General features: G+C 33.8%; 11 protein-coding genes, 1 pseudogene and 1 other annotated feature. All 12 genes and pseudogenes read left to right on the top strand.

What is annotated here, in order from left to right:
* The first annotated feature begins 251 nt into the window (after window positions 1–251).
* Window positions 252–483 (top strand) — a binding site (T-box leader).
* 154 nt (window positions 484–637) lie between these two features.
* A complete protein-coding gene (locus AC3WTI_RS00825) occupies window positions 638–1,933 on the top strand; it encodes a homoserine dehydrogenase (protein WP_097841854.1) in 1,296 nt (431 codons plus the stop codon).
* Window positions 1,926–2,984, top strand: coding sequence for a threonine synthase (gene thrC, locus AC3WTI_RS00830; RefSeq protein ID WP_087959537.1), 1,059 nt, complete (start codon window positions 1,926–1,928; stop codon window positions 2,982–2,984). Before AC3WTI_RS00825 ends, thrC begins: the two co-directional genes overlap by 8 nt.
* Window positions 2,981–3,874, top strand: coding sequence for a homoserine kinase (gene thrB / locus AC3WTI_RS00835; RefSeq protein ID WP_097841855.1), 894 nt, complete (start codon window positions 2,981–2,983; stop codon window positions 3,872–3,874). Before thrC ends, thrB begins: the two co-directional genes overlap by 4 nt.
* Before the next feature lie 113 nt (window positions 3,875–3,987).
* Window positions 3,988–4,197: a DUF6366 family protein gene (locus AC3WTI_RS00840; RefSeq protein WP_097841856.1), complete on the top strand. Its 210-nt coding sequence runs from the start codon at window positions 3,988–3,990 to the stop codon at window positions 4,195–4,197.
* Between the two features lie 197 nt (window positions 4,198–4,394).
* Window positions 4,395–6,698: a glycoside hydrolase gene (locus tag AC3WTI_RS00845; protein ID WP_097841857.1), complete on the top strand. Its 2,304-nt coding sequence runs from the start codon at window positions 4,395–4,397 to the stop codon at window positions 6,696–6,698.
* Between the two features lie 305 nt (window positions 6,699–7,003).
* Entirely contained in the window at window positions 7,004–8,005 is a 1,002-nt protein-coding gene (locus tag AC3WTI_RS00850; protein ID WP_087959690.1) for an LCP family protein, read from the top strand.
* 78 nt (window positions 8,006–8,083) lie between these two features.
* Window positions 8,084–8,525 (top strand): annotated as a pseudogene (locus AC3WTI_RS00855) (sensor histidine kinase); the annotation flags it as partial.
* Between the two features lie 112 nt (window positions 8,526–8,637).
* Window positions 8,638–9,459, top strand: a complete 822-nt coding sequence (locus tag AC3WTI_RS00860) for a peptidoglycan-N-acetylglucosamine deacetylase (RefSeq protein WP_097841858.1) — start codon at window positions 8,638–8,640, stop codon at window positions 9,457–9,459.
* 14 nt (window positions 9,460–9,473) lie between these two features.
* The gene (locus AC3WTI_RS00865; protein WP_087959542.1) at window positions 9,474–10,130 is read left to right on the top strand and encodes a YkyA family protein; all 657 of its coding nucleotides are present in this window, start codon (window positions 9,474–9,476) and stop codon (window positions 10,128–10,130) included.
* A 158-nt stretch (window positions 10,131–10,288) separates the two neighbouring features.
* Window positions 10,289–10,969 (top strand): MgtC/SapB family protein, encoded by a 681-nt coding sequence (locus AC3WTI_RS00870; RefSeq protein ID WP_087959543.1) that lies wholly within the window; start codon window positions 10,289–10,291, stop codon window positions 10,967–10,969.
* A gap of 95 nt (window positions 10,970–11,064) precedes the next feature.
* On the top strand, window positions 11,065–11,586 hold the full coding sequence (locus AC3WTI_RS00875) for a GNAT family N-acetyltransferase (protein ID WP_142305919.1): 522 nt from the start codon (window positions 11,065–11,067) through the stop codon (window positions 11,584–11,586).
* A 299-nt stretch (window positions 11,587–11,885) separates the two neighbouring features.
* Window positions 11,886–13,694, top strand: a complete 1,809-nt coding sequence (locus tag AC3WTI_RS00880; protein WP_097841860.1) for an IucA/IucC family protein — start codon at window positions 11,886–11,888, stop codon at window positions 13,692–13,694.
* The last annotated feature ends 10 nt before the right edge of the window (window positions 13,695–13,704 follow it).

Raw genomic sequence — 13,704 nt, forward strand, 5'->3', positions numbered from 1 at the left:
CCTTTGAACTTCAATAGTGAACGAGCAATCTAGTAATTATTGACGGAATCAGCCGTTATCTGAACTTGAGCAATCTAGAGAGAAGTACGTCTAGATTGGAACAAGGGTGGAACCACGAAAACACATTCGTCCCTTTCCTAGGGATGAGTGTGTTTTTTTACGGAATATAAGATTGAAAATTAAAAATAATTAAAAAATAGTATTGATTTTGTTTTTTATGCGAGTATAATGAGTTAACAAATAAACATGAACGAAAAGTAACGATAAGGACATGAAATCATTTTTACGGTTTACAGAGAGGGAAGTCAAGGGTGTGAGCTTCCTAACACGAGAAATGATTTTACCACCTTTGAACTTCAATAGTGAACGAGCAATCTAGTAATTATTGACGGAATCAGCCGTTATCTGAACTTGAGCAATCTAGGGAGAAGTACGTCTAGGTTGGAACAAGGGTGGAACCACGAAAACACATTCGTCCCTTTCCTAGGGATGAGTGTGTTTTTTTATTACTTTGAAAGGAGGTGCAGTAATATGAAACGATTTGTACGTACGGAAATAACCACCACCTGCATGATTAAAAAGCAGAGCAAGGTGATTGATAGAGATAAATAATAAAATTATAGGAGGAGATTAAAAGATGAATAACGTTATTAATGTTGGGGTGTTAGGATTGGGTACGGTCGGAAGTGGTGTTGTCCATATTTTGAAAGAACATTATAAAAAAATTGCACTTGATACAGGGTGTGAAGTGAAGGTAAAGACAGTCGTTGTACGTGACTTAGAAAAAGAACGTGATGTTTGCATTGATGGAATCGTAGTAACAAGTCATGTCGATGAAGTTCTAAATGATTCAAATATTGATATTGTAGTAGAGGTAATGGGCGGAATTGAAGAAGCAAAGCAGCATATTGTTAAGGCTTTACGAAATAAGAAACATATCGTAACAGCAAATAAAGATTTAATGGCTGTATACGGTGCAGAACTTCTCCAACTGGCAAACGATAATGATTGTGATTTATGTTATGAGGCAAGTGTAGCGGGTGGTATTCCGGTGTTAAGAGGGTTAACAGACGGATTAGCATCAGATCAAATTGAAAAAATCATGGGAATCGTAAATGGCACAACAAATTACATGTTAACAAAGATGAGTCAAAATGGATGGTCGTATGAAGAAGCTTTACAGGAAGCACAAAAATTAGGTTTCGCAGAATCGGATCCAACAGCGGATGTAGATGGACTAGATGCGGCGAGAAAGGTAGCCATTCTTGCAAACTTAGGTTTTTCGATGAATGTTTCTTTAGATGATGTGCAAGTAAGAGGGATTCGAAAGGTCGAAAAAGAAGATTTACAAATGGCTGAAAAATTAGGATTTACTATGAAATTAATTGGGAAAGCAGAGAAACAAGGATCAGCCATTCATTTAAGTGTAGAACCGACTCTTTTACCAAGTCATCATCCATTATCGAATGTAAATAATGAATTTAATGCAGTGTATGTTCACGGGCAAGCGGTGGGAGAAGTAATGTTTTACGGACCTGGAGCTGGGAAGTTGCCGACTGGCTCTGCTGTAGTAAGTGATATTATTTCAATCGTTAAAAATATGAATCAAGTTCCGAAAAATAAAAGTGCGTTAAAAGAGCCAGAGCCATATGAATTACAGGGAGATGAAGAAGTTGTTTCGAAATATTTCTTACGTATTTCATTACGAGACGAACCTGGGATGTTGCAAAAAATAACAGAATGTTTCGTTAATTATTCTGTAAGTTTAAAAGAAGTTATTCAGTTACCTTTAAATCGTGAACTTGCAGAAGTCGTTGTTGTGACACATCAAACTTCAAAGTATCAATTCGAACGAGTGCTAGGAGCGATAGAAGATGTCGCAAGTGAAATAAACAGTTACTACATTATTGAGGAGGAAAAACAATATGTATAAAGGATTATTAAAACAGTATGCTTCTTATTTACCGGTGAATGAAAATACACCTGATGTGAGCTTAATGGAAGGGAATACACCACTTATCCCGTTATTAAATATATCAAAACAATTAGGAATTCAGTTATACGGTAAGTATGAAGGAGCGAATCCGACAGGTTCTTTTAAAGATCGTGGTATGGTAATGGCAGTTGCAAAGGCGAAAGAAGAAGGCTCAGAGGCGATCATTTGTGCATCAACTGGTAATACATCAGCATCGGCCGCAGCATATGCGGCACGCCTTGGAATGAAATGTATTATCGTAATTCCAGAAGGAAAGATTGCTCACGGAAAATTAGCGCAAGCAGTTGCTTATGGAGCTGAAATCATTTCAATAGAAGGGAATTTTGATGATGCACTTAAGGCTGTAAGAAATATTGCTGCGGAAGAGCCAATTACATTAGTCAACTCAGTGAATCCTTATCGAATTGAAGGGCAAAAAACAGCAGCGTTTGAAATTTGTGATCAATTACAAAGTGCACCAGATGTGTTAGCGATTCCTGTTGGAAATGCTGGAAATATTACAGCGTACTGGAAAGGTTTCTGTGAATATGAGAAAGAAAAAGGCTATAAGAAGCCTAGAATTCACGGATTTGAAGCGGAAGGAGCAGCTGCAATTGTAAAAGGACATGTTATTGAAGAACCTGAAACAATTGCAACAGCGATTCGCATCGGTAACCCAGCAAGTTGGTCATATGCAGTAGAGGCTGCTGAGCAGTCTAACGGTGAAATAGATATGGTATCAGATGAAGAAATTTTACATGCGTATAGATTATTAGCAAAATCGGAAGGAGTTTTCGCTGAACCGGGATCAAATGCTTCATTAGCTGGCGTAATAAAACATGTTCAATCTGGAAAAATCAAAAAAGGAGCAACAGTTGTTGCAGTTTTAACTGGAAATGGCTTGAAAGATCCTGATATCGCAATTTCTTCTAATACATTAGATATTGCAAGTGTTTCTAATGATATAGAACAAATTAAAGAGCATATTAAAGGGGTGATTATGTCGTGATACCATTAAATATTCGTGTTCCTGCTAGTACAGCGAATGTTGGACCTGGATTTGATTCAGTAGGAATAGCGTTGTCATTGTATTTATATGTAGTAGTAAAAGAGAAAGCTGATAAATGGCAAGTAATCCATTCCTTTGATGATTCAATTCCGATAGATGATAAAAATTTAATCGTTAGTACGGCATGTAAAGTAAGTCCTTCTTTATCACCCCATATAATAGAAGTTACTAGTAACATTCCACTAACAAGAGGACTGGGAAGTAGTGCATCAGCAATTGTAGCTGGGATAGAGCTGGCGAATCAACTAGGAAATTTGAACTTAACTACGGATCAAAAAGTACAAATTGCTACAAATTTTGAAGGACATCCTGATAACGTTGCTGCTTCTATATTAGGAGGGACTGTAATCGGAGCACTTGATGGAAAGAATGTTTCGGTTGTAAGAATTGAAAGTAAGGAATTAGGCGTAATTTCTCTTATTCCGAATGAAGAGTTAAATACAGATGAAAGCCGGTCTGTATTACCTGATATGTTTCCGTTTCATGAAGCTGTTAAGGCTAGTGCGATCAGTAACGTATTAGTAGCGGCATTTTGTCAAAAGAAATGGGAAGTTGTAGGTGAAATGATGGAAAGAGATCATTTTCACGAGCCATTTCGTTTAGAACTTGTACCGTTATTACCATCTATCCGTAAATGTGCAAAAGAGTTTGGAGCATACGGCACAGCGCTTAGCGGTGCAGGCCCATCCATTTTTATATTAACACCGTATGAGAAGCGTCAAGAAATTGCTGAGCAATTAGCGAGAGTATTTACGTCAATGAAAGTGTGCGAGCTAGAAATTGATCATAGAGGTATTACAGTAAATAAAGAGGAACATATAGAACTATAAAAAAGCTAGCATCGCTAGCTTTTTTTGTTGTAAATATTTTTTCAGTTGGCATATAAAAGAAAAAGTAATAATGTATAATTTAGTAAAGTGTGTATTCATTTGGAGGTGATCGTATGAAGAAAGAGTCACCGGAAGAAAAAAGAGAACGTATACGGCAAAGTGAATTGGAAAATAATTCTACGGGTTCTTTAAAGGATGGATTAAACAGAGCTGAAACAGGTAGTCCAGTTGATATGACAGGTGGTATGAATTGGAAAGGTACAGCGCTAGTAATTTTAGTGCTAGTTTTAGGCTATATTATATATACTTATTTTTTTAGTTAAGAAATGCACGTTAAAGTTATGAATTATTTGCTTTTATAAGTAGTGAGGATTGTACTACATACACTTTAAACAAATTATAGTTGTCCATACACACTTATTTTTAATTCGCAAAATAGAGCTAGTTTATGCTAGTTCTATTTTTTTTGCCACATTCCTGTAACAAAGCCTCTGTATATTCAGTGGTGGAGGTGCAGAAGATGAAAAAAATGATAGCAATATGTCTTCTTACAACTATGTCATTTTCGACATTAGCTGGGTGTGATGTAAAAGGTAATAATGCTGTACAAGAGTCTAAAATAAAGAAAGCGACGTATAAAGAGTTTACTTACGATGTAAATCCAGAGACTTTCACGTTAACTGTAGAACATGATGGTGTAAAGGAACAGGCGGCACAGCCGTTACCGAAAATGAAGGTATCGAATGTAAAAAAAGACAAGGGGCGTACATCTTGGGAATATCCAGATGAACAAGTAAAAGTGAATGTAGAAAAGAAAAAAGATCATTTAAATATTGAAGTGGAATCAATTGGTGCAGAAAGCTTTACATGGCCGAAAGTACAAGCTGAAAATTATACACTTCCGTTATGGGAAGGAAAGCAAATTCCGAGTAATGATGAAAATTGGAAGAAGTTTTTAAAGAATGATGCATATTCATTTACTGAATCATTTTCTATGAAGTTTTTTGCGTTAAATGGTTCGAAATATTCCATTGTATACATTGCGAACAATATGTTTAATAATGAATTAAAATTTCATTCGGATCCAAAAATAGGATTTGATTTTGTACATGAATTCCCGAGCATAAATAAAAATAAAACATATGGATTTCAATTATATGTGACAAATAATGATGCAGTGAGTATTGCTAAACTGTATAAGGATAATATTGCTGGAAAAGGTGAATTTAAAACATTACAAGAAAAAGCTAGAAAAAATAAAGAGATTGAAAAACTTTATGGTGCGGCTCATTTTTATTTTTGGAATCAAAATGGTTTGTCTGACAGTAACGTAAATTGGCCGAGGATAAGAGAGCAAATAAATAGTCCTGTATTTAGCCATATAAAAGAACTTATTCAAAAGAATAGTTCGGAGTCTGGAGAATTGAATGTATTTGAGCAAGTAAGTAAACAAGATTTCATTGATAAATACCAAAAAAATGTTATTTTGCGTTATATAAATGAAGTATTATCAATGAAGGAATTGTATAAGGAGGATATTTTCCAAAAAGTTGATCAGAACGCAAGTGAGTTATTAAACAAAGGTGTAGATCATTTATCGAAGATGGAGTTATATAACTTAAATAAGCATGTATTAAAATCAGCGCTCGGTGATGCGATTGAAGACGTAAGTAAATGGGGTAAGGCAGATGGAACGGATATTGTAAAGGAAATGAAAGCGGCAGGAATAGACAATGCGTGGATTGGGTTACCGAACTGGGAACAAGGCTATATGCAGCCTAATTTCGTAAAAGAAGCTAAGAAAATGGGATATTTAGTTGGTCCGTATGATTCTTATCATTCTATTCACGAAAAAGCTGATAAAAATTGGAATACAGCTTCTTTTCATGATCCATCGTTATATGAAGAGGCAACTGTGACGAAGAAAAATGGTGAAAAGGTGCAAGGGTTTTTAGGAAGAGGGCGAAAATTAAATCCAACTTTATCTCTTCCTAGTGTAAAAGAGCGAATGAACGATATATTACAAAATGGACCAAAATACAATTCATGGTTTATTGATTGTGATGCAACAGGGGAAATTTACGATGACTATTCGGCTAAACATATAACGACACAAGAACAAGATTTAAAAGCAAGACTACAACGTATGGATTATATTGCGCAAGAACAAGGTATGGTAGTTGGATCTGAGGGTGGAAATGATTTTGCAAGTAGCACGATTGCTTTTGCACACGGCATTGAAACACCTGTTGTTAAATGGGACGATGAAGATATGAGGAAAAACAAAACAAGTCCGTATTATGTGGGTGGATATTGGTCACCGAATCAAAATGTTCCAGAAAAATATGCAAAACAAGTACCGTTAAAAGAAGAATATAAACAAGTATATTTAAATCCAGTATATTCGGTACCTTTATATAAATTAGTATACAATGATTCAGTTATTACAACACACCACTGGGAATGGGGAAGTTTGAAAGTAAAAGATGAAGTAGGAAACCGTATGCTATACGAATTATTGTATAACGTTCCTCCGTTGTATCATTTAGATGAAGTAGAGTGGAAAAAGCATAAGCAAGAAATTACGCACCATCTGAAAGTTTGGAATGAAGTTCATGAAAAGGCAGTAAAAGAAGAAATGACGAACTTTGCATATTTGTCAGAAGATAAATTAGTACAATCTGCTTCTTATGGAAAAGATATTAAAATTATTGTGAATTTCTCGAATGAAGAAATAGAAATAGACGAGATGAAACTAAAAGCAAAATCCGCTTTCATTTATAATCATGGGAAGAAAACAATGTATACGCCGATTGAGAAATAATATGAAATGTATTGTTGCATTACTAATTTTGCTGTTTAATCTTGCTGACTTTTTAAGTGGAAATCGAGCGATTCGAAATAAAAACATTTATAAATCTGTAATTTAGGATATTTTGAAGTGCTAAATATTTGAAGTTGGAAAATAGTGACTTGCTAAAAATAAGCACGAGAGTATAATGTGAAATGGAGTACATAATGGATTCATGCAGTAACCTTACAAAATTGTAAGGTAATTGAAAGGAAATTCAATATGAAGAATACTAGACATACATTATACTAGGGAAAGAGAAAGAGAGGCGAATGGATATGAGCTCTGAATTAGAACAAAATACGAGAAGCAGAAAAAAACGTTCTAAAAGAAAGTCGATAAAATGGTTCATTATAATTCCATTGTTCTTACTTATTTTTGGCGGAGTAGGGTATGGATCGTTAATATATAATAAAGCAAAAGCAGTTGTAAGTGATGCGTATGCAAAAATTGATAAATCATCAAAACGTGATAAAGAAGTTGAGCCTTTAAAGGATAACATCTCCATTTTAATTATGGGTGTAGATGGTAGTGAAATGCGAAAAAGTCAATACGGTGAGGCAGTTCGAACAGATGCACTTTTATTAGCGACAATTAATAAAGATGATAAGTCAGTTAAATTAGTAAGTATCCCGCGTGATTCACGTGTATATATTCCATCTAGAAAAAAATTAGATAAAATTACACATGCACACGTATTTGGTGGTGTTGAAAGTACACGAGATACAGTGGAAAGATTTTTAAATGTTCCTGTTGATTATTATGTGAAGTTTAACTTTGAATCATTCGTACAAATTGTTGATTCACTTGGTGGTATTGATATTGATGTACCAGTTACTTTCACAGAGCAAGATAGTAAAGACCAAGCAGGTATGATTCATTTAGAAAAAGGCTACCAACATTTAAATGGAGAACAAGCACTTGCACTTGCAAGAACGCGTAAAATTGATAGTGATGCAATGCGTGGACAAAGACAACAACTGGTAATAGAAGCAATTGCTAAAAAAGCGATGTCTGTCCAATCAATTAGCAAAATGGGCTCTTTACTTGATGCGGTTGATAACAATATGAAAACGAACTTAACTTTCGATGATATGCTTGCTATTACAAAAAATATGGCAGGATCTAACTTGGAAATGGAAAAAATGCAAATTGAAGGTACGGATAAACGTATCGGTGGTATTTATTATTACATTCCAAATGAAAAAAATGTGAAAGACATTTCAAATAAACTGAATCAGCATTTAGGTGTAACACCAAAACCTGTTCGAAATGAATAATAAAAAAGATTGGCCTTTGCCAATCTTTTTTTATCGAATGGATTTGTCACTTTTCTGTAACTATTTTTTATTTTAGACAAATTATACTTAAATCATTTTAAATTATATAAACATAAGGTGCAAATATACGATATACTAGAGGAGACGATTTGGCAATTAACTCCTAACACTAAAGAGAAACACATTCAATTTATAAATACGATAGAAAGAATTGAATGAATAGGAGATCGAAATAGGCTAAAGCAAATTTTCTTGAATATTGTTCAAAATTCTATTAAATATTCACATGAAAAAGGTACAATACACATTGAAGCAACTAAAAATGAAGGACAAGCAGTAATCAAGGTGAAAGACGAAGGGATTGGAATTGCTACAGAGCATTTACCATATATAGAACAGTCATTTTACCAGATTAATAATCATGCTTCATTTGGCTATCGTTAAAAAAAGGGTAGAGCTTCATGGAGGTAAACTTAATATTATAAGTAAAGAAGGAATAGGAACAACCATTTTGATATAACTCCCATTATAATACATATAAAGTCTGTTTATATAGTGTAATAAAATAAATAGATGTGTAATTATATTGGGTGATTTATATATAAGATTAATAGGGAGAGGAATTCGATAGAATGGAAAAAGCTTTAAAAATTAAACGAGTAGTAGTCGTTTTAATAGCGATTGCAGCAGTAGCTATTGGGTATTTTATGTTTCAATCTATTACTTCACCAGCAAAGGCTGTTGCAAAACAAGAAAACGTAGTACAGCTTGCAAGTGAACAACCGAAAGTAGAAATGAATAAAACGGCACCAAGTCGTTTTAATGGAAAAGAAAGAAAAGTTGCTTATCTTACATTTGATGATGGCCCAGGGAAATATACGGCTGAATTGTTAAATATGTTAAAACAGCATGATGCGAAGGCGACGTTCTTTTTAATTGGAGCAAATGTAAAAGAATTTCCGGATTTAGTGAAACGTGAAAATGCAGAGGGTCATTATGTAGGTATGCATAGTATGACACATAATTTTGCAAAGCTATATAAAAATGGCGAGTATGTAAATGAGATGAAAGAAGATCAAAGTTTAATCGCAAATCTTATTGGAAAATCGCCTAAATTAACACGTCCACCATACGGTTCGATGCCTGGATTAAATGAAGGTCTTCGAAATAAAGTAGTAGAGGGCGGTTTTAAAGTATGGGATTGGACAATCGATTCATCAGACTGGAAATATAACAAAATGCAAGTTGATGCAGCTGCAGCACAAATTGCTCAAAATGTAATAACAAATGCAACAAAACCACAAGAAGTCATTTTAATGCATGACATTCACCCACAATCAGTTGCTGCTGTGCCAGCAATTTTAAAAGGGTTAAAAGAAAAGGGTTATGAGTTCGAAGCTTATCATGAAGAGAGTCACTTCCCAGTGAATTTCTGGCATGATAACCGTATGTAATGGAGGAATGAACGTTGAAGTATGGAAAAGTAGCAGTAGTTGGAGCACTATCAGTAGGACTATTAACAGGTTGTTTCGGTGAAAAACCAGAAGAAAACCTATTTACAGCTTTTGAAACAGCGGCGACACAAGAAAAATCATTAGTTGATGAAGCGAAGAAATTAGAGAAGTTAGAGAAGGAAGGTCAAGAACTATATTCTCAAATTTTACAAGAAGGTAAAGATCATAATGACGCCGTTATGAAGAAAATAGAGCAAGCTACTATTAATGTAGATGAACGTGAAAAAGTATTAAAAAATGAGAAAGAAATGCTAGAAAAAGCTCAGAAAGAAACGAAATCCGTTCAAGGAAATATAGAGAAGCTTGAAGATAAGAAATTACAAAAACAAGCGAAAGCAGTAGAAGAGTCGTATAAAAACCGTTATGATGCATTCAAAAAGATGAATGAAAATTATACGAAGGCGTTAGCGTCTGAAAAAGAACTGTATGAAAAATTAAAAATAAAAGAAACGAAATTAAAAGAGATTGGTGAAAAAGTTAAAGCTGTTAATGAATCAACTGTGGAAGCACAAAAATCAAAAGAGCAATTTAACAATTTTACAAAAGAGTATAATGACAGTAAATTAGCATTCTACAAAGATGCAGAGATTAAGATTAAAGATAAGAAATAAAGAAGAATCTTAAGCGTAATAAAAGGCCGGAGAAACATCGTCACAAATGTTTTTTCGGTTTTTTGCGTTAAATGAATAGAAAAGGCTGGAATTGATATCATAAAAGAGTTATAGTGAATTATTCGAAGGGAATCATTGGAAAGTAAGGAGAATGAAATATGTCATATGAATTTTTAATCAAATTAGGTTTAGCACTCTTTTTAGGATTATTCATCGGGATAGATAGGCAGCTAAAGAATAAACCACTTGGTGTGAAAACAAGTATGGTTATTTCTGTCGCAAGTTGTTTAATTACGATGGTTTCAATTGAATCCGTGCATGTATATTCTGTTCCAGGACATACAAATATGGACCCAATGCGTTTAGCTGCTCAAATTGTGAGCGGGATTGGTTTTCTTGGAGCAGGTGTTATTTTACGAAGAAGTAATGATGTTATTTCTGGATTAACGACAGCTTCTATGGTGTGGGCTGCTTCAGCTTTAGGTATAGCAATTGGGGCAGGATTTTATTTACAAGCGACTGTTGCTATGATTTTAATCATTTTAGCGATTAATGTACTTCCACAACTTGTGAAAATTGCAGGTCCTTATTCATTAAGACAAAAGGATTTATCTATAAAAATTACTGTAAAAGAGCATCATGAGTTAGACGGTATATTTAAGCAAATTAAAAATTTAGGAATGCATGTGAAACGTGTAAAAATTAAAGATATAGATAGTGGAGCATTTCAGCAACTGGAGATGGTTATTTTAGCTCCAGAAGATTTGTATACGACGGAGTTATATAGTTCTCTAAAAGAGATTGATCGTGTTGTTTCAGTTGAAGTGGAAAGTAGATAATGGTAAAAAAAAGAGTGAAGTGAATTCACTCTTTTTTTATTTGGATTTTTAAGGAAATAAATTGATATAATGATGAATAACAAGGGGGAGAAATGATGGAAATACATATAAGAAGAGCGGCAAAAGATGATATACCAGGTATAGCAAAGGTGCATGTTGATAGCTGGAAAACAACGTATAAAGGGATATTTGCAGAGGGAATTTTAGGGGAAATAACATATGAGCAACGAGAAAAACAATGGGAAACCATTTTTCAACAAGAACATAAATACCAATATAGATTTGTAGCAGAGACGTTAGATGGAACAATAATCGGATTCATTGATGGGGGAGTTGAAAGAAGTGGTGCGTATAATTGTGATGGAGAATTATATGCGATCTACCTTTTACAAGAATATCAAGGAATGAAAATAGGGCAAAAGTTATTTCAAGCTTTACTATCGGAATGTATAAATGATAATATGCAATCACTTTTAGTATGGGTTGTTACGAATAATCCTTCTAAAAAGTTTTATAAAAAATTTAATCCAGAAAAAATCGATACAAAATTTTTAGAGCGAGTACAAGTAGAAGAGACAGCGTATTGTTGGAGAGATATAAATAATATTATTATGTAAACTTTATGTTGGAAAGAGGTATACCAATTAAGGTATACCTCTTTTGTTTTACTATTTTGGATAGATTACTAATGAAAAATAGTAAGTATGTAGTTTGAAACTGAGTATTTTTTTTTGTGTATTTTTAACTAGATTAAAGAAAAGAGAGAAAACAAGAAAAATTAAATCAGATGAAAAAATTCTGAAATATACTATTGAATTGAATATCATTATCAATTAGAATCATAGTTGATAACGATATTCAATTGTTGTTTATTATATGAAAATTCGATAGCTTTAATATAAAGAGGAGGACCAACATGCAGCATGCGAAACAAATCGCAGAACATGCAACGTTACAAAGTTTTTTAAACTGTTATTTGAGAGAAACAGGGAGTGGAGAATGGATTACAGAGGATGAAAGAATGAAAAGTATCTTCAGTAATACGTTGAATAGAGATACAGTCCCCACATATTTATGTTGCCGACTATTGGAACAGAACGTTACTTTGTATGGAGAAGTTATATATAAATCAGCAACAGATCGCCATTTGTTTGGAGAACAATTTTATTATCATATTGGAGATAGTAATTCTACTATTAAAGCTGATTACGTGACAGTTATTACATTCTTAATAAAAGAGATGTCTATCAACTACGGAGAAGGGACGAATCCTGCCGAACTTATGCTTCGAGTTATACGTAGTTGTCAAAATATTGAGGAATTTACAAAAGAGAGAATAGAAGATACATCTGCATTATATGGTTTCCATACATCCTTTATAGAAGCGGAGCAATCTTTATTATTTGGACATTTAACACATCCAACTCCAAAGAGTAGACAAGGTATTTTGGAATGGAAAAGCGCAATGTATTCTCCAGAATTAAAAGGAGAATGTCAGCTTCATTATTTTAGAGCACATAAAAGTATAGTAAATGAAAAATCATTATTAATGGATTCTACAACAGTAATTCTAAAAGAAGAGTTACGTAATGATGAGATGGTTTGTAAAGAATTTATATCGAAGTATTGTAATGAAGATGAATATTCATTACTTCCAATTCATCCGCTTCAGGCAGAATGGCTATTACACCAATCTTACGTACAGGATTGGATAGATCAAGGAGTACTTGAATATATCGGTCCTGTCGGTAAGTATTATATGGCAACATCGTCACTTAGGACGTTATATCATCCCAAATCAAAATATATGCTTAAGTTTTCATTTCCAGTAAAAGTAACAAATTCAATGCGTATTAATAAATTGAAGGAATTAGAGAGTGGTATTGAAGGAAAAGAAATGCTAAATACAGCAATTGGTGAAGTGTTAGAACAGTTTCCAGGTTTTGATTTTATTTGTGACCCAGCATTTATTACGTTACATTACGGTGCAAAAGAATCTGGATTTGAAGTAATTATACGGGAGAACCCTTTTTATAGTGAACATGCAAATGACGCTACTTTAATTGCTGGACTAGTGCAAGACGCTATACCTGGAGAACGTACTCGTTTATCGAATATTATTCATCGACTAGCGGATTCAGAAAATAGAAGCTGTGAAGAAGTAAGTTTAGATTGGTTTAGGCGATATATGAATATTTCTTTAAAGCCTATGGTATGGATGTACTTACGTCATGGTGTGGCGTTAGAAGCTCATCAGCAAAATAGTGTTGTTCAGCTAAAGGACGGTTACCCAGTAAAATATTATTTTCGTGATAATCAAGGGTTTTATTTCTGTAATTCAATGAAAGAGATGCTTAATAATGAGTTAGCTGGTATTGGTGAACGTACTGGAAATTTATATGACGATTATATTGTAGATGAAAGATTTCGTTACTACTTAATTTTCAATCATATGTTTGGACTCATTAACGGATTTGGTACGGCTGGATTAATTAAGGAGGAGATTCTTCTATCGGAATTAAGATCTGTACTAGAATCATTCCTTCCTTATAACCGTGAACCTTCAACCTTTTTAAGAGAATTGTTAGAAGAGGATAAGTTGGCATGTAAAGCAAATTTATTAACGAGATTTTTCGATGTCGATGAGTTAAGTAATCCTTTAGAACAAGCAATTTACGTACAGGTACAGAATCCGCTCGTTAGAGAAGTAGCTGTCAGCTCATAAAGTACGTTAA

Source organism: Bacillus sp. EB106-02-03-XG38 (genome assembly GCF_058792175.1).

Coding starts and splice junctions, on each gene's coding strand:
- AC3WTI_RS00825 (WP_097841854.1), top strand. CDS start 638: ATGAATAACGTTATTAATGTTGGGGTGTTAGGATTGGGTACGGTCGGA.
- AC3WTI_RS00840 (WP_097841856.1), top strand. CDS start 3,988: ATGAAGAAAGAGTCACCGGAAGAAAAAAGAGAACGTATACGGCAAAGT.
- AC3WTI_RS00860 (WP_097841858.1), top strand. CDS start 8,638: ATGGAAAAAGCTTTAAAAATTAAACGAGTAGTAGTCGTTTTAATAGCG.
- AC3WTI_RS00880 (WP_097841860.1), top strand. CDS start 11,886: ATGCAGCATGCGAAACAAATCGCAGAACATGCAACGTTACAAAGTTTT.
- AC3WTI_RS00850 (WP_087959690.1), top strand. CDS start 7,004: ATGAGCTCTGAATTAGAACAAAATACGAGAAGCAGAAAAAAACGTTCT.
- AC3WTI_RS00845 (WP_097841857.1), top strand. CDS start 4,395: ATGAAAAAAATGATAGCAATATGTCTTCTTACAACTATGTCATTTTCG.
- AC3WTI_RS00875 (WP_142305919.1), top strand. CDS start 11,065: ATGGAAATACATATAAGAAGAGCGGCAAAAGATGATATACCAGGTATA.
- thrC (WP_087959537.1), top strand. CDS start 1,926: ATGTATAAAGGATTATTAAAACAGTATGCTTCTTATTTACCGGTGAAT.
- AC3WTI_RS00870 (WP_087959543.1), top strand. CDS start 10,289: ATGTCATATGAATTTTTAATCAAATTAGGTTTAGCACTCTTTTTAGGA.